The sequence below is a fragment of the Dietzia aurantiaca genome (genome assembly GCF_021033825.1).
GTDB lineage: Bacteria > Actinomycetota > Actinomycetes > Mycobacteriales > Mycobacteriaceae > Dietzia > Dietzia aurantiaca.
In genome coordinates this window covers 93,905-108,495 of sequence record NZ_JAIFXZ010000010.1, presented here as the reverse complement: position 1 = coordinate 108,495, position 14,591 = coordinate 93,905, and the positions used below count along the sequence as shown (strand labels likewise).

16 protein-coding genes are annotated in these 14,591 nt (G+C 70.7%); 9 read left to right on the top strand and 7 right to left on the bottom strand.

Annotated features, from left to right (window positions below; all coding sequences use genetic code 11):
• The gene (locus tag K3888_RS11800; RefSeq protein ID WP_230930458.1) at window positions 1-1,005 is read left to right on the top strand and encodes an LLM class oxidoreductase; all 1,005 of its coding nucleotides are present in this window, start codon (window positions 1-3) and stop codon (window positions 1,003-1,005) included.
• A gap of 55 nt (window positions 1,006-1,060) precedes the next feature.
• A complete protein-coding gene (gene ilvD, locus K3888_RS11795) occupies window positions 1,061-2,794 on the top strand; it encodes a dihydroxy-acid dehydratase (RefSeq protein WP_230930457.1) in 1,734 nt (577 codons plus the stop codon).
• A 76-nt stretch (window positions 2,795-2,870) separates the two neighbouring features.
• Here the strand turns inward: ilvD and K3888_RS11790 are convergent, their stop codons facing one another.
• Entirely contained in the window at window positions 2,871-3,557 is a 687-nt protein-coding gene (locus K3888_RS11790) for a phosphate signaling complex PhoU family protein (RefSeq protein ID WP_230930456.1), read from the bottom strand.
• Window positions 3,558-3,716: 159 nt separating this feature from the next.
• Between K3888_RS11790 and K3888_RS11785 the strand changes: the two genes are divergently transcribed.
• The 5 genes from K3888_RS11785 (at window position 3,717) to K3888_RS11765 (ending at window position 8,197) form a co-directional block, all read left to right on the top strand.
• Window positions 3,717-4,259 (top strand): DUF4242 domain-containing protein, encoded by a 543-nt coding sequence (locus tag K3888_RS11785; RefSeq protein ID WP_230930455.1) that lies wholly within the window; start codon window positions 3,717-3,719, stop codon window positions 4,257-4,259.
• Window positions 4,256-5,374, top strand: coding sequence for an acyl-CoA dehydrogenase family protein (locus K3888_RS11780; RefSeq protein WP_230930454.1), 1,119 nt, complete (start codon window positions 4,256-4,258; stop codon window positions 5,372-5,374). The genes K3888_RS11785 and K3888_RS11780 overlap by 4 nt, the downstream gene beginning before the upstream one ends.
• A 74-nt stretch (window positions 5,375-5,448) precedes the next feature.
• Window positions 5,449-6,120: an ABC transporter ATP-binding protein gene (locus K3888_RS11775; protein ID WP_372459569.1), complete on the top strand. Its 672-nt coding sequence runs from the start codon at window positions 5,449-5,451 to the stop codon at window positions 6,118-6,120.
• A gap of 8 nt (window positions 6,121-6,128) precedes the next feature.
• Window positions 6,129-7,319, top strand: coding sequence for an ABC transporter substrate-binding protein (locus K3888_RS11770; RefSeq protein ID WP_230930453.1), 1,191 nt, complete (start codon window positions 6,129-6,131; stop codon window positions 7,317-7,319).
• On the top strand, window positions 7,316-8,197 hold the full coding sequence (locus K3888_RS11765) for an ABC transporter permease (RefSeq protein WP_230930452.1): 882 nt from the start codon (window positions 7,316-7,318) through the stop codon (window positions 8,195-8,197). The genes K3888_RS11770 and K3888_RS11765 overlap by 4 nt, the downstream gene beginning before the upstream one ends.
• A gap of 53 nt (window positions 8,198-8,250) precedes the next feature.
• Here the strand turns inward: K3888_RS11765 and K3888_RS11760 are convergent, their stop codons facing one another.
• From K3888_RS11760 to K3888_RS11745, 4 genes are all read right to left on the bottom strand, one after another.
• Window positions 8,251-8,733 (bottom strand): heme-binding beta-barrel domain-containing protein, encoded by a 483-nt coding sequence (locus tag K3888_RS11760; protein ID WP_230930451.1) that lies wholly within the window; start codon window positions 8,731-8,733, stop codon window positions 8,251-8,253.
• 50 nt (window positions 8,734-8,783) lie between these two features.
• A complete protein-coding gene (locus tag K3888_RS11755; protein ID WP_230930450.1) occupies window positions 8,784-9,311 on the bottom strand; it encodes a DUF488 domain-containing protein in 528 nt (175 codons plus the stop codon).
• Complete coding sequence (locus tag K3888_RS11750; RefSeq protein WP_230930449.1) at window positions 9,311-10,252, bottom strand: DUF808 domain-containing protein; 942 nt, start codon at window positions 10,250-10,252, stop codon at window positions 9,311-9,313. Before K3888_RS11750 ends, K3888_RS11755 begins: the two co-directional genes overlap by 1 nt.
• A 135-nt stretch (window positions 10,253-10,387) precedes the next feature.
• On the bottom strand, window positions 10,388-11,317 hold the full coding sequence (locus K3888_RS11745) for an oxygenase MpaB family protein (RefSeq protein ID WP_230930448.1): 930 nt from the start codon (window positions 11,315-11,317) through the stop codon (window positions 10,388-10,390).
• Between K3888_RS11745 and K3888_RS11740 the strand changes: the two genes are divergently transcribed.
• A complete protein-coding gene (locus K3888_RS11740) occupies window positions 11,309-12,097 on the top strand; it encodes a CPBP family intramembrane glutamic endopeptidase (protein ID WP_230930447.1) in 789 nt (262 codons plus the stop codon). The two genes, K3888_RS11745 and K3888_RS11740, sit on opposite strands and share 9 nt — an antisense overlap.
• Here K3888_RS11740 and K3888_RS11735 read toward each other — a convergent pair.
• Entirely contained in the window at window positions 12,072-13,331 is a 1,260-nt protein-coding gene (locus K3888_RS11735; RefSeq protein ID WP_230930446.1) for a multidrug effflux MFS transporter, read from the bottom strand. The two genes, K3888_RS11740 and K3888_RS11735, sit on opposite strands and share 26 nt — an antisense overlap.
• Before the next feature lie 98 nt (window positions 13,332-13,429).
• Window positions 13,430-13,945, bottom strand: a complete 516-nt coding sequence (locus K3888_RS11730) for an LGFP repeat-containing protein (protein ID WP_230930445.1) — start codon at window positions 13,943-13,945, stop codon at window positions 13,430-13,432.
• A gap of 148 nt (window positions 13,946-14,093) precedes the next feature.
• Between K3888_RS11730 and K3888_RS11725 the strand changes: the two genes are divergently transcribed.
• On the top strand, window positions 14,094-14,573 hold the full coding sequence (locus tag K3888_RS11725) for a VOC family protein (RefSeq protein ID WP_230930444.1): 480 nt from the start codon (window positions 14,094-14,096) through the stop codon (window positions 14,571-14,573).
• The last annotated feature ends 18 nt before the right edge of the window (window positions 14,574-14,591 follow it).

The following is a 14,591-nucleotide window of genomic DNA, read 5'->3' as shown; positions in this document are numbered from 1 at the left end:
ATGACGACCCCGCTCTGCACGCGCTCCGACGACGACCCGCACCACCTCCCGGGCTTCCGTCGCACCTTCGCGCCCGGACACCTCACGCTCGGCCTGGGGTTCCCACTACGAAGTCGGGGCGACGACGCGTCGGCCGGGGATCTCGCCGCGCAGATCGAGGCCGCCCGCGCCGCCGAGGCCGGGGGCTTCGCCGCCCTCTACGTCCGTGACATACCGCTGCGGGTGCCGTCGTTCGGAGACCTCGGGCAGGTGTACGACCCGTGGATTCATCTGTCCCACATCGCGGCGCACACCTCCCGGATCGCGCTGGGGACCGCTGGCATCGTCCTGCCGATCCGACACCCGTTGCACGTGGCCAAGTCCGCTGCCAGTCTCGACCGGATCACCGGTGGTCGCTTCCTTTTGGGGCTGGCCTCGGGCGACCGGCCCGAGGAGTTCCGCGCGTTCGGACTCGAGCAGGGGGAGCGCGGCGAGCGGTTCCGCGAGAACCTGCGCGTGCCCCGACACGCGCTCAGCACGGAGATGCGTGGCATCCGCTGGCCGGGGGGCTGGATGCACAGCGCGGACGTGGTGCCCAAGCCCACCGCGGCGTCCGTGCCGATGCTCATGATCGGTTCGTGTCAGCAAAGCGTCACCTACCTCGCCGAGCACGGGGACGGCTGGATGACCTACCCGCGCGACTTCGACGCTCAACGCCGCACCACCGCGCGATGGAGAGAGCTCGTCGAGACGGGAGGAGTCGCGGACGCCCACTTCAAGCCCTTCGCGCAATCGCTGCAGGTCGATCTGTCCGAGGACCCGGACGAGACGGCGTCGCCGATCAGCTTCGGGTTCCGGCTCGGCCGGCGTGCGCTGGTACAGCACCTCGGCGATCTCCGACAGATCGGTGTGAACCACGTTCTGCTGGGAGTGGGCGCGAGCACGCGGCCGATCCGCGAGGTCATCGACGAACTCTCCGAGCATGTGGTGCACCGGTTTCCCGCTCTGGGTTCGTCGTCGGGCTGACCCTGCACTCCTCGTCCGGCGGCGCGGATCCGGCCCGAGTACCTAGGCTGGCCCCATGAGCTCCGGAACCGATACCCCCCGATCAGAGAACCCGACGACGGAAGTCGACATCAAGCCACGCAGCCGCGACGTGACCGACGGCCTGGAGAAGACCGCCGCGCGCGGGATGCTGCGAGCGGTGGGGATGGGCGACGACGACTGGGTCAAGCCCCAGATCGGCGTTGCGTCGTCGTGGAACGAGATCACCCCGTGCAACCTCCCGCTGGACCGGCTGGCCAAGGCGGTCAAGGAGGGTACCCACGCAGGCGGGGGGTACCCGCTCGAGTTCGGCACCATCTCGGTCTCCGACGGCATCTCGATGGGCCACGAGGGTATGCACTTCTCGCTGGTGTCCCGCGAGGTCATCGCGGACAGCGTGGAGACGGTCATGAGTGCCGAGCGGCTCGACGGCTCGGTGCTGCTCGCCGGGTGTGACAAGTCGCTGCCCGGGATGCTCATGGCCGCCGCCCGTCTAGACCTGGCCAGCGTCTTCCTCTACGCCGGGTCGATCATGCCCGGTTTCGCCAGGATGTCGGACGGGACCGAGCGCCAGGTCACGATCATCGACGCGTTCGAGGCGGTCGGGGCCTGCTCACGGGGACTGATGAGCCGCGAGGACGTGGACAGCATCGAGCGCGCCATCTGTCCCGGCGAAGGCGCCTGTGGCGGCATGTACACCGCCAACACGATGGCCAGCGCCGCAGAGGCCATGGGGATGTCCCTCCCCGGCAGTGCCGCGCCACCGGCGCCGGACCGTCGTCGCGACGGGTTCGCCATGGCCAGTGGCGAAGCCGTGGTGGAGATGCTGCGGCGCGGGATCACCGCCCGCGACATCATGACCAAGGAGGCGTTCGAGAACGCCATCGCCGTGGTCATGGCATTCGGTGGCTCGACAAACGCGGTGCTGCACCTTCTGGCGATCGCCAACGAGGCGGAGGTGGAGCTGAGCCTCGACGACTTCGCCCGCATCGGAGCCAAGGTCCCGCACCTGGCCGACGTCAAGCCGTTCGGTGCGCACGTGATGAACGACGTCGACAAGATCGGCGGAGTGCCCGTCGTGATGAAGGCGCTGCTCGATGCCGGGTTGCTGCACGGTGACTGCCTGACGGTCACCGGCAGGACCGTCGCCGAGAACCTGGCGCACATCTCGCCGCCGGACCCGGACGGCCTCGTGCTGCGTGCGATGAACGAGCCGATCCACCCGACCGGTGGCATCACCATCCTGCGCGGCTCCCTCGCCCCGGAGGGTGCGGTGGTCAAGTCCGCGGGCTTCGACTCGGATGTCTTCGAGGGCACCGCGCGGGTCTTCGAGCGAGAGCGCGCCGCGATGGACGCGCTCGAGGACGGGACGATCACCGCCGGCGATGTCGTCGTCATCCGTTACGAGGGACCCAAGGGTGGTCCCGGCATGCGCGAGATGCTGGCCATCACCGGGGCGATCAAGGGCGCGGGGCTGGGCAAGGACGTGCTGCTCATGACCGACGGGCGCTTCTCCGGAGGGACGACCGGACTGTGCGTCGGGCATATCGCGCCGGAGGCAGTCGACGGCGGCCCGATCGCGTTCGTGCGCGACGGGGACCGGATCCGCCTGGACGTCTCGAACGGCACACTCGAGCTCCTGGTCGAAGAGACGGTGCTGGAGGGACGCAAGGAGGGCTGGGAGCCGCTGCCGCCCCGCTACACCCGGGGCGTCCTCGCCAAGTACTCGAAGCTGGTCCAATCGGCCTCCGAGGGCGCGATCTGCCGCTGAGGGCGCATCGGCCAGACGACTCGCCCCGCCGGCTGACGATCAGCCGGCGGGGCGAGTCGGTGGTGGCGGCGGAGGATTAGTCGAGGACCGTGCCGTCGTCGAGGTGGGACAGCGAACCGTTGTCGGGCAGCTCTCCGGTGGCGAGGTAGACGAGACGGTTCGCGATACTCACGGTGTGATCGGCGAAGCGCTCGTAGTAGCGGGCCAGCAGCGCCAGGTCCACCGCCGCGACCGAGCCATAGGGCCAGTCCTCGTGGGAGAGCTGCTGCATCAGCGTGGCGTGGAGCCCGTCCACGGCATCGTCCTGGGAATCCAGGAGCAGTGCCTTGCTCACGTCTCGCTCGGCGAACAGGTCGGTGAGCTGACGGGACATCGCGACATCGCGCTCGGCGAGCTCCCGGATGAGAGGGACGACCTGCTCCGGGACCACGGCTTCGGGGTGGCGGCGACGGGCCACGCGGGCGATGTGGCCGGCGAGGGCGGCCATCCGGGTGAAGTGCTCGACGATGTAGATCCCCGAGACGACCTGACGGAGGTCCCGCGCGACCGGCGCCTCCAGGAGGAGCAGCTCGAACGCGTGCTGTTCGCTGACCTCACGGAGCTCCTCGAGCTCGGTGGCGCCGTCGATGACCTCGGTCGCCGCCACCTCATCGCGCTCCAGGAGCGCCACGGTCGCGCGTTCGAGGAGCGTGGTGTTGGTCTCGCAATAGCGGACAAGCTGGTCAGAGAACTCGTCGAGCTTGGAACGGAAGACAGTACGCATGCCTCCGACCGTAGTTATCGCGGCGGCCCCCGGCAGCGCCGTTCTCCCAGTGTTCACCCACCTGACCCGCAAATGGGGGCACCCTCGCCGCGAAGTAGACAGAGCGGTCTGTTCGCACCTACCCTGGCCGACACACGCAGTCCCCGGAAAGGACACGACATGACCCTCTTCCTGTACGAGACGACCCCGTCCCAGGAGCAGCAGGCCGATCCCTCTGCGCTTATCGACGCCATCGCGGCCACGCTGACCGAGGCGGGCGCCGAGGTCATCGAGACCCAGATCACCAAGGGCGCCGCCCGGATCTTCACCATCGTGGAGCTGGCCGACGGCCCGGGCGGCGCCTGCGCCACCGATGCCCCCGCCCTGGACGCCGCGAAGCTCGGCGTCGCCGAGGTCACGGAGCCGGCGCAGGTCCGCCTCGTGGGCACCGACCTCGAGACGATCAAGGCAGCCCGCCCCGAGGCCGGCTACCTGGTCGAGTGGGACATTCCGGCCGAGATCGACATGGACACCTACCTCACCCGCAAGAAGGAGAAGTCCCCGAAGTACGCCGAGATCCCCGAGGTCTCCTTCCTGCGCACCTACGTCCGTGAGGACACGGACAAGTGCCTGTGCTTCTACAACGCCCCCGACACCGACGCGGTCGTCCGGGCGCGTGAGATCGTGTCCACCCCGATTTCGCGTCTGCACGAGCTGGCATGAGCGCACCCACGGCCAGCACTCTCACCCCGGATCTCGGTGCCCCGCGGGCGCGCCTGATCGCCGGCGATCTCGGTTCCGTCAATGCGGCGGAGCTCCTCGCGGTGATCGACTCGATCGCCGCGCGGGCCTCCGCCCTGGATCGCGCTGACGCGGATCTGCGGGAGGACATCGCCGCACTCGCCGATCTCGGTCTCTTCGACGTCGACCGCACGCCGGTCCCCGTCGCCGCGACGATCATCGAAGCCGTGGCGACGGAGAGTCTGGCCGTGGCGTTCGGCGCCTGGGCGCAGCGGATGACCGCGGCCTACCTCCGACATTCCGCCGACCGGTCCGAGGCCGCTCAGCAGAGCTACCGGGCGGTCGCCGACGGCACCCGACCGGGCGTGACCGGCATGGCCGCCGCGCAGCGGCAGGTCGTCGGACTCGGCAACGTGCCCATCACCGCCACCCCGGTCGACGGTGGCTATCGGATCGACGGACCGATCGCGTGGGCGTCCAACGTGTACCCGGACAGCACCATCGTGCTGGCGGCCAACACAGAGGACGGCCGCAGCCTCGTCCTGACCTTCGGGGCCTCGACCCCCGGCGTCGAGATCCGTACGGCTCCCGACCTGCTCGCGCTCAACGCGACGGCCTCCACGATGATCGGACTCGATGGCGTCGTGGTGCCCGATCAGCAGGTGTTGGGCGAGGACCTCGGCGACTTCCTGTCAGGCGTGCGACCGCAGTTCCTCGTCCTCCAGGCGGCCTTCTGTTCCGGCGTGGGCGCCCGCTCACTCACCGAGGCCGAGGGGCGGCTCGAGGGACTCGGGGCCTTCTACTCGGACGAGCACGAAGCGCTGGCGGGCCGGCACGAGCACATGCACTCCGAGCTCCACCGCCTCGCGGCCGCGCAGCACAGGGCGTCGCTCACCGACCTGTTGCTGCTGCGTCTGGACGGCGCGGAGATCGCACCCGCCGCGACCCGGCTCGAGGCGATCCTCTGCGGCGGGATGGGCTACGCGCAGGGGGCTCCGGCCAACCGCCGTATGCGCGAGGCGGCCTTCCTTCCGGTGCAGTCGCCGTCGCAGTCCCAGCTCCGCTGGGAGCTGGACCGCCTCGGGGTGGTCGCGTGAGTTCAGCGGTCCTCGAGCGACCGGTCGCCGTGAGCGTGACCGGTCTGCAGCACCGGCTCCCCGGCGGGCGGACCCTGTTCGACGACCTCGAGCTCCGGGTCCGCGCCGGTGAGTCGCTGGTGCTGCTCGGGCCCTCCGGCGTCGGCAAATCGACCCTGCTGCGCATGCTGGCCGGCCTCGAGGAGCCGGCGGGCGGTGCCCTGCGGGTGGGCTCGCAGTCCATGGCGGACGGTAACGAGCACTCCTATGCCGTGGTCTTCCAGAAGCCGCTGCTCTACCCGTGGTTGTCGGTACGCGAGAACGTCGCCCTGGGCGCCCGGTTCCGTGCCCTCCGCGGCCGGGTGACCTCCGAGCATGTCGACGAGCTGCTCGAGAACTTCGGGATCGCGGAACTGGCTGATTCACGACCGGACCAGATCTCCGGTGGTCAGGCGCAGCGCGTCGCCGTCGTCCGGGCCGCGGCGACGCGTCCGGAGATCCTTCTCCTCGATGAGCCGTTCAGCGCGCTCGACCCGGTGACCCGGGCCGACTCCCAACGCTGGCTGGTCGGTGTGACCGCAGACCTCGGCGTCACCACGGTCATGGTCACCCACGACGTGGACGAGGCGTTGGTTGTCGGCTCCCGCATCGCCCTGCTGGGCTCGTCCGGTCGCGTGCAGCGGGAGTGGACCAACACCTCCCACGGCGCCACCGACTCGGACCCGGCGCTGCGTGGCGAGATCCTGGCCGCGTACCGGACGGCCTGACAACGGCGATGAAGAATGATCCGGGGGCGCGCGGCCCCGTACTCGACCGACGCTCGCTGCTGCGTACCGGCGGCGCACTCGCGGTGGGGGCAGGAGCACTCGGCGGTGCGGCGACGTTGGGCAACCTCGTCTCCGCGGCGACCGCCCCGCGCGGTGTCGCGACAGAGGAACTGCGGATCGGCTACCTGCCGATCACCGACGCCGCGCCACTTCTCGTCGCACACGGCGACGGCTACTTCGAGCAGCAGAAGCTCATCGTCGGACGACCGGTGCTCTTCCGCTCCTGGTCGTCGCTCATGGAGGCCTTCCTCACCAAGCAGGTGGATCTGATCCATCTGCTCATGCCGTCGGCGGTGCAGCTGCGTTACGTCCTCGGCGCCGACGTGAAGATGGTGAGCTGGAACCACACCGGCGGCGGCGCGATCACCGTCGCGCCGCACATCAACGATGTCTCGGAGCTCGCCGGCACGCAGGTCGCGATCCCGGGCTGGTGGTCGATCCACAACATGCTCCTGCAGCGGGTGCTGCGGGCGAACGGCCTGACCCCCGTCGCGCGCACGGCTCCGAGTCGTGGGGACGGAACCGTCGAGCTCGTGGTGATGGGGCCCGCCGACATGATCCCGGCGTTGGCCACCGGGTCGATCTCGGCGTTCACCGTGGCGGACCCGTTCAACGCCGGCGCGGTCGCCAGGGGAGTCGGCTCCCTGCACATGCTCCTGGACGAGGTGTGGCGCGATCACGCCTGTTGCGTGACGGTCGTGCACGAGGATCTCATCGACAAACGCCCGGATACGGTCCAGGCGTTGGTCGACTCGGCGGTCGCCGCGCAGTTGGGGATCCGGGCCGATCGCTCGGCCGCCGCCGCGATCCTGTCCGGTAAGGGGTACCTCCCGCAGCCCCCGCCGGCCGTGGAGGTCGCCATGGCCGGGACGGTCGCCGATCCCGCGGGAGGCCCCGACAGGCCCCGGATCGACTTCCACCCGTACCCGTTCCCGAGCTTCACCGAGGAACTGGTCCGCCAGATGCGCCAGACGGTCGTCGACGGCGAGACCCGGTTCCTGGACGGCCTCGACCCGGCGAGGGTTCACCGCGAACTCGTCGACGACCGGTTCGTCCGCGCCTCGATCGAACGACACGGCGGACCGGCCGCCCTCGGACTCCCCACCTCGCTCACCCGACACGAACGGTTGCTCTCATGACCCGCACGCACACGACCTCCCACCCGGGCGGGGGCCCGGACACGGATGGGCTCGCGGCGTCGAGCCCCCGTGAGGCACGCCGCCGTCGCGGCGATCGCTCCAAGGGTGGTCCCACGACGGCCGGCTCGGCCGTCGCTGCGCGGTGGGGGGCGGGACTCCTGGGCCTGGTGCTGGGGCTCGGCGTGTGGGCGCTGCTCACCTCCGGGCTGGTCACCGACGACCCGGTGATCAGCGGCATGTCACCCGCGCGCACCTGGGTCGGCCTCGATGATCTGCTCGATCGAGGGGTGCTGCTCTCCGACGCCTCGGTCAGCCTCTACCGGCTCGTCGCCGGCCTCGCGGCGGCAGCACTCCTCGGCGTCCCGCTCGGACTGTGGTTGGGGCTTCGGCGCCGCGCGGAGGCGGTCGCGGGCCCGCTCGTGCAGTTCCTCCGCATGATCTCGCCACTGTCGTGGGCACCGGTCGCCATCGCGGTGTTCGGCATCGGGAACGAGCCGGTGATCTTCCTCGTCGCCGCCGCCGCGATCTGGCCGATCATGCTCTCGACCTCCGCCGGCGTCCAGGCCATGGACCCCGGATACCTCGACGTGGCCCGGACGATGGGAGCGAGTGGCTGGGAGCGGCTCACCCGCGTCGTGATCCCCGCGGTTCGGCCGTCGATCCTCGGCGGCATCCGACTGGCACTGGGTACCGCCTGGATCGTTCTGGTGCCGGCGGAGATGCTGGGTGTGCGTTCGGGACTGGGTTACCAGATCCTCAATGCCCGTGACCAGCTGGCGTACGACCAGGTGATGGCCGTGATTCTCGTGATCGGCGTCCTCGGCTTCGCGCTCGACTCCCTGTCGCGACTGCTGCTGCGGGGCGGCACCGCGCGCTAGCGCCATCAGCGCGGCCCGGCCGGGGCGCGCTGGATGCGACCCGGCGGTGACGGTCAGGATCGGCGCAGCGCGGAGCGCAGATGGTGCGTCATCGGTTGCCCGACGGCGGCCATGGCGAACGTGGTGGTGACCGCGTCGCCGACGAACTCGTAGCGCCGCCGGGTCGAGGTCACCTGTTTGGCGGTGGCGCTGTTGAGCAGGCTCGCGGCGAACTCGAGGACCACGGAGCCCGCTTCGGCATGCACGGTGCCCTCACAGAGCTCGGTCTGCCCGGTGGGTTGGGCGATCACGAACTCGGCGGTCCCGTCGCCAGGGATCCGCAGAAACCCTGTTTCGGTGTGCATCGGGTTCCCTGCGGGGCCCCGGGTCTTCTGGACGTAGTGCAGGAACGGCTTGCCGACGTCGGTGAAGGTGATCTCCTCGGTATAGGAGAAGTCGTCGATCGTCGGGTAGGAGCCCGCCCCCGGTCCTGCCCAGGTTCCGAGGATCATGCGCACGGGGGCCAGATTGGGGGCGAGGGACGCGGGGGAGTTCATGCCTTCAGAGGGTAGGCCACCCCGGCGCCGCCCATGTCCGGGCGGCGGTGTCACCTGTCCCAGACCGGCTCTCCGCCCTCGTCCAGCCGCAACCCCTCGCTGGGGGTATGGGTGACGATCCGGCCAGAGTGCATGAGGTGGCCGACGGGCAACTCGTGCACCGTCGAGACGACGTCGGCGACGATCCGCCGGTGGCACCGCCACCACACGGATTCCGAACACATCACGGCGGTGCGTCGCGTCCGGGCGTCGGCCACGACCCGGTCGAGGGCGGACCGGAACGCCGGGTCGCGGGTCCACGCGCTGTAGGCGCGGAACGCCTCGACCCGCCACCACGTGTCCGGTGAGGCCCGGCGCTGGGCGGCGGTGAGGGTCCGCCGACCGCCGAGATCCTCCTCCCACCGGTAGTCGATCCCGGCGTCTGCGGTGATTTTCGGGACCGCGCCTCTGGCCGCCGCGGAGTTGGCACGGCTCCCGGGGAAGCGCCGGATGTCCACCAGCAGCTCGATTCCGGCGCCGGTGAGGAGCGCGGCGAGCTCGTCGTGCTCGAGGCGCCCGTGTCCGACAGTGAGCAACATCAGGCGGCGGGGTCCGGCTCGCCGCCCCGGCGCGGGACGAGATGGGTGACGGCGACGATCACGGCGCCCACGATCAGGCCGAAGACCGCCGAGCACACCGTGCTGACGAGCCAGCCCAGGAACGCCCCGACCCCGGCGATCCCGGCGGCGGGATCCGCCAGGACGTGAACCAGGTGGTAGGGGGCGGTGACCCCGAGCTCGTCGAGGCCCACGAGGAGGATGTGCCCGCCGACCCAGAGCATGGCGAGCATGCCCACGAACCCGATCACGTTGAGGACGGTGGGCATGGACCTGACGAGGCCGTGGCCGAACTTCTGCACACCGGGGGAGTCCTTGCCCGCGAGATGCAGCCCGAGGTCGTCCATCTTCACGATCACGGCGACCACACCGTAGACGAGGGCGGTGATAGCCAGGCCCACCACGACAAGGATGACCGCCCGGGACCAGAACGCCTCGCCGGCGATCTCGTTGAGGGCGATCACCATGATCTCGGCGCTGAGGATGAAGTCGGTCGTCACCGCGCTGCGGATCAGCTTCTTCTCCGCATCGGGCCCCCTCTCGACCACCGGGGTCTCATCCTGATGGTGGCCGGAGACGCGCTCCCACACCTTCTCCGCGCCCTCGAAGCTCAGGTAGAGACCGCCGAGCATGAGGATCGGGGTGAGCAGCCACGGAATGAACTGGCTGAGCAACAGGGCGAAGACGATGATGACCGCCTTGTTGCCCAACGAGCCGGTCGCGATGCGGCGGATGATCGGCAGCTCCCGCGACGGCTCGACGCCCCGGACGTACTGCGGGGTCACCGCGGTGTCGTCCACCACGACGCCGGCCGCCTTGACCGATGCGCGGCCGGCGGCGGCCGCGACATCGTCGACACTGGCCGCGGCCATGCGGGCGAGTACCGCGACGTCGTCGAGCAGTGCTGCGAGTCCTCCGGCCATCATGTCCTCACTGATCCGGGCGGGGGCCACCCCGCTGTGGTGCCCGGCCTGTGAAAAACGGGCGGACCGTCACAGGGTATCGCCGCGATGCGACATCCGCTGCCGGCCACCGTGCGACGCGGCGGATGACCGATGTCAGTCGTCGACCGCGTCCAGCACCCATCGCAGGGTGGAGACCCCGGCCCGGCCGAGCGCCACGCCCAGGCGGTGCGACCCCCGCGGGCCGTCCGGCAGCGCGAGCATCCCTCGCGCCCACTGCGGCAACGCGGCCACCGCGCCGTGGCGCAGCAGGGTGTACACCGGCTTGTCGGTCCATCCGACGGGCGGTTCGTCGAGGATGAAGTGCCGGGCATCCAGCGCGGCGGGGGAGGACTCGAGCTCGGGGAGATACCCCTCCAGCGCCCGGTCGAGTTCGCGGGCGGTGGTCGGCACGTCGCGGGCGCCCAGCATCAGCCCGGTCCGTGCGGACTGGCGGACGTAGTCGTCCCGCAACCCGGGGGCGAGCCGCTCCCGCCCGTACAGACGGTGGCATTCGAGGAAGCTCCAGATCTCGGCCACGTGCACCCACCGCAGCAGGTGCGGGTCCCGTGCGTCATACGGCCGGCCGCGGTGGTCGACGCCCACCACCGAGCGGTGCACCACGTTGATGGTGCGGATGAGGTCGGAGGCGTCGGCGATCGTGCCGAACGTCGTGGTGGCGATGAAGCCGGACGTCCGCTGCAGTCGACCCCACGGATCGCTCCGGTAGTCGCTGTGATCGGCCACACCGGCCATCGCCAGTGGATGCAGCGACTGGAGCAGGAGCGCGGTCAGGCCCGCCGCGAACATGGACGCGTCGCCGTTGACCCTGCAGATCGCGTCCCCGGGGTCGTTCCATCTCTCACCCTCGGAGTGCCAGATGCGCTGCCGACCGGCCGCCGCGTCGTCGCCCGCGATCCGCGACCGCACCACGAGCCCCACCTGTCGACGGGCACCGGTCAGCGCCCCGCTCAGCGCGCGCGACGCGGTCGTCGTCACCGTCGTCATCTGGAATCCCGCCTCACCGAAGGACGTCGTGTGGGTCACGATACCCGCGGTATGGACGTCGTGAGCGGTATGGTCGCGCTGATGAGCTCGCCGCACCCGCTCCCGACCCGACGCCTCCGCCTCCGGGGGGTGGCCGGGGTCGTCGGGGTCCTCGGCGCGTTGGCGGCGATCAACCTCACCGCGAACCTCGCCGATCTCGCCCACCGCGAGTGGGTCATCCCGATCTCGGTCCTCGCGCTCGTGGCAGTGGTCAAGGCGCGCGGGATGCACTGGTCGGAACTCGGTCTGTCGCTTCGGCACATGCCCCGCGGGCTGGCGTACGGCGTCGCGGCGACCGCCGCCGTCGCCGCGGTGGTCACGGCGGGCTGTCTCATCCCCGCGACGAGCCCGTTCTTCCTCTCGGAGCGCTACTCGGACCTGCGGATGGCGGTATTCTCCGCGCTCGTGCTCATCCCACTGATGACAGTCCTGCCGGAGGAGTTCGCGTTCCGCGGCGTCCTGCAGGGCGCGCTCGAGCGTACGTTCGGCACCACGGGTGTCTTCGTGGTGGGGTCGATCGCGTTCGGTCTGTGGCACGTCACCACGTCGCTGGGACTGACCTCGGGCAACGCCGGCCTGTCGGGACTGTTGGGCACCGGTCTGGGCGGTCAGCTCGCGGGAATCGCCCTGGCCGTGGTCGCTACCTCCGTCGCGGGTGCCGGCTTCATCTGGTTCCGCCGCCGCAGCCGGAGCCTGCTGGCCCCCATCGGCCTGCACTGGGCGTTCAACGCCGTCGGCGCGCTCGCTGCTGCGCTCACGTGGCGCGCAGTGGCCGGCTGATCATCGCGCGCACCGCGAGCAGGACGAGCGCGGCGCTGACTCCCATCACGAGGAGCATGGGTATCGCCGAGTGCGGTCCGGCGAGGCCGGTGAGCGGCGAGACGATCGCGGCGAGGCTGAACTGGGCGGCGCCGAGCAACGCCGATCCGGAGCCCGAACGGCCCAGGGTGGCCTGCATGGACAGGGCCGCGGCGTTGGGGAGGATGGCCCCGATCGACAGGGTGAGAAGGATGAACCCCGCCGAGACCGGTACCAGCCCCAGGGTGCCGGCGGGGGAGAGGGCCACGACGACGACGAGGTAGACGATCGCCGCGACCATCCCGGCCACCCCGGTGTACAGAATCTTCTCGGCAGCGAACCGACCGGCCAGTCGCGCGCTGGCGATGTTCGACACGAGGATGCCCAGGGCGTTGACCGTGAACGCCACCGAGAACGCACTGGGGGACAGGCCGACCATGTCCTGATAGATGAACGGGCTGGCCGAGATATAGGCGAACAGCACGCCGAAGCTGAACACGAAGGTCGACACCCGGGCGAGGAAGGGACCGAAGGTGGCCACCTCGCGCATGTCGGCCAGAGTCGACCTGAGGTCCCCGGCCCGGCGGTCCTCGGCGTTCAGCGATTCCGGGATCGCGGCGATCACGCCGATGAGCGTGATGGCGGACAGCCCGGCGAGCAGCCAGAACACCCCGCGCCAGCCGCCGAAGGGGACCACCGCCCCGCCGAACAGCGGCGCGATCACCGGCGCCACCGACTGGATGGCCATGAGCGTGGCGAAGGCCTTGGCCACCCCCGGCCCGCGGCCCACGTCCACCACGATGGCCTTGCCCAGCACGATGCCCGCAGCACCGAAGAAGCCCTGCGCGACCCGGGCGAGAACCAGGACCCAGATCGACGGGGCGAGCGCGCACGCCACCGCTGCGAGGAGGGTACCGACGGATCCCACGACGAGTAGCCCGCGGCGTCCCAGCCGGTCCGACAGCGGGCCGATCACCAGCTGGCCCGCGGCCAGCGCCACCATGAATGCGGTGAGCGTGAGCTGCGCAGTGGAGGCCGTGACCCCGAACTCCTCGACGATCAGCGGCAGCGCCGGCAGATAGGTGTCGGTGGCGAACGGCCCGATCGCCCCGGCGAGGGCCAGGGCGACGAGCATCGTTCCGGGCAGCGTGCGCGTGGCAGCGGGCTCGTCGAAACGGTCGGGTCGGTCGGGGTCGGGCGAGGGGGTCGAGGTCACGAGGGGGCACGTTACCGCCGTGGTAACGCATCCGGGACGCCGCTCCAACCCGGCCCCACCCCCGGCCGGGCGCGTGCCCCGGCGAGGCGACACGCGGATCAGTTCAGCTCGACCTCGGCGACGCCGTCGAGATAGGTGATCACGCCGCCGTCGAACGTGGAGATCCAGCCGCCATCGGTCGTGGCCTCATCCGCTGTCGGGAAGCCGAGCTCACCGCCGGGGCCGCCGGCCTCGAGGTAGGCGGTGAGGATCTCGCCCTGGACAAGGAAGGCCCTGCCCGAGGGCGTCAGGACGAGCGCGCCCCGGTCGAACCCGGTGATCGAGCCGCCGTCGACATCCTCGGCGGGGCCGGTGGCTGCGCCCAGTTCGCCCTCGACGCCACCGAGCTCCGCCCAGCGCTCGGCGACCGCGCCCGGGACGCGTACCTCGTCCCCGGCGGGTCCGGGCACTGTGGCCGAACTGACCGGCGGCGTTGTCGTCGTCGTACTCATCACCGCCGTCTCCGGCGCGGCGGTGCCCCCTGATCCCTCGTCGCCACCCGCACAGGCGCTCAGGCCCGCACCGGCGACCGCGGTGAGGGAGAGGACGGCGAGGACGCGCGTGATCCTGTCCATACCCGTCGATCGTAGTCGCTCGGCCCCCCCGACCGGGTCCGTGGCCGGATCGCAACCGGTACCCCCTTCCCGGCGTCGATCCCGCGGAGCAGACTGGGGACCGGAGTGCCGCCGGGTCCGCGCGGCGGCCGGGGAGGAGAAGACCGCGATGGCCGAGATGACGACATGCCTGTGGTTCGACGGCACGGTGCGCGAGGCGGCCGAGTTCTACTGCTCCGTGTTCCCCCGCTCGCGGGTCACGTTCGTGGACACCAGCCCCGTCGACACGCCGGGGCAGAAGGCCGGGGAGGTGGCGCTCGTGGAGTTCGAGCTGGACGGCCGGCCGTTTATCGGACTCGACGGCGGGCCGGGGGTCGAGTACACCAACGCGATGTCGCCCGAGATCCGGTGCACCGACCAGGCCGAGATCGATCATTATTGGAACGGCCTGCTGGCCGGCGGTGGGCGGGCACTCCAGTGTGGTTGGCTGATCGACCGCTACGGGGTGCGCTGGCAGGTCGTCCCGGTGTTCCTCTATGACGTCTGGCGCTCGGGCGACGGTGAGGCCGCGCGGCGCGCGTTCGCCACCATGATGGACATGGTCAAGCTGGACCTCGAGCCCCTGGAGGCCGCCGCCCGGGCAGGCTGAACCGCCTCCCCGGTGCGG

Excerpts from the sequence above, each read along its gene's own strand:
- K3888_RS11800 (WP_230930458.1), top strand. The coding sequence starts at position 1 with ATGACGACCCCGCTCTGCACGCGCTCCGACGACGACCCGCACCACCTC.
- ilvD (WP_230930457.1), top strand. The coding sequence starts at position 1,061 with ATGAGCTCCGGAACCGATACCCCCCGATCAGAGAACCCGACGACGGAA.
- K3888_RS11790 (WP_230930456.1), bottom strand. The coding sequence starts at position 3,557 with ATGCGTACTGTCTTCCGTTCCAAGCTCGACGAGTTCTCTGACCAGCTT.
- K3888_RS11785 (WP_230930455.1), top strand. The coding sequence starts at position 3,717 with ATGACCCTCTTCCTGTACGAGACGACCCCGTCCCAGGAGCAGCAGGCC.
- K3888_RS11780 (WP_230930454.1), top strand. The coding sequence starts at position 4,256 with ATGAGCGCACCCACGGCCAGCACTCTCACCCCGGATCTCGGTGCCCCG.
- K3888_RS11770 (WP_230930453.1), top strand. The coding sequence starts at position 6,129 with ATGAAGAATGATCCGGGGGCGCGCGGCCCCGTACTCGACCGACGCTCG.
- K3888_RS11765 (WP_230930452.1), top strand. The coding sequence starts at position 7,316 with ATGACCCGCACGCACACGACCTCCCACCCGGGCGGGGGCCCGGACACG.
- K3888_RS11760 (WP_230930451.1), bottom strand. The coding sequence starts at position 8,733 with ATGAACTCCCCCGCGTCCCTCGCCCCCAATCTGGCCCCCGTGCGCATG.
- K3888_RS11755 (WP_230930450.1), bottom strand. The coding sequence starts at position 9,311 with ATGTTGCTCACTGTCGGACACGGGCGCCTCGAGCACGACGAGCTCGCC.
- K3888_RS11750 (WP_230930449.1), bottom strand. The coding sequence starts at position 10,252 with ATGGCCGGAGGACTCGCAGCACTGCTCGACGACGTCGCGGTACTCGCC.
- K3888_RS11730 (WP_230930445.1), bottom strand. The coding sequence starts at position 13,945 with ATGGACAGGATCACGCGCGTCCTCGCCGTCCTCTCCCTCACCGCGGTC.
- K3888_RS11725 (WP_230930444.1), top strand. The coding sequence starts at position 14,094 with ATGGCCGAGATGACGACATGCCTGTGGTTCGACGGCACGGTGCGCGAG.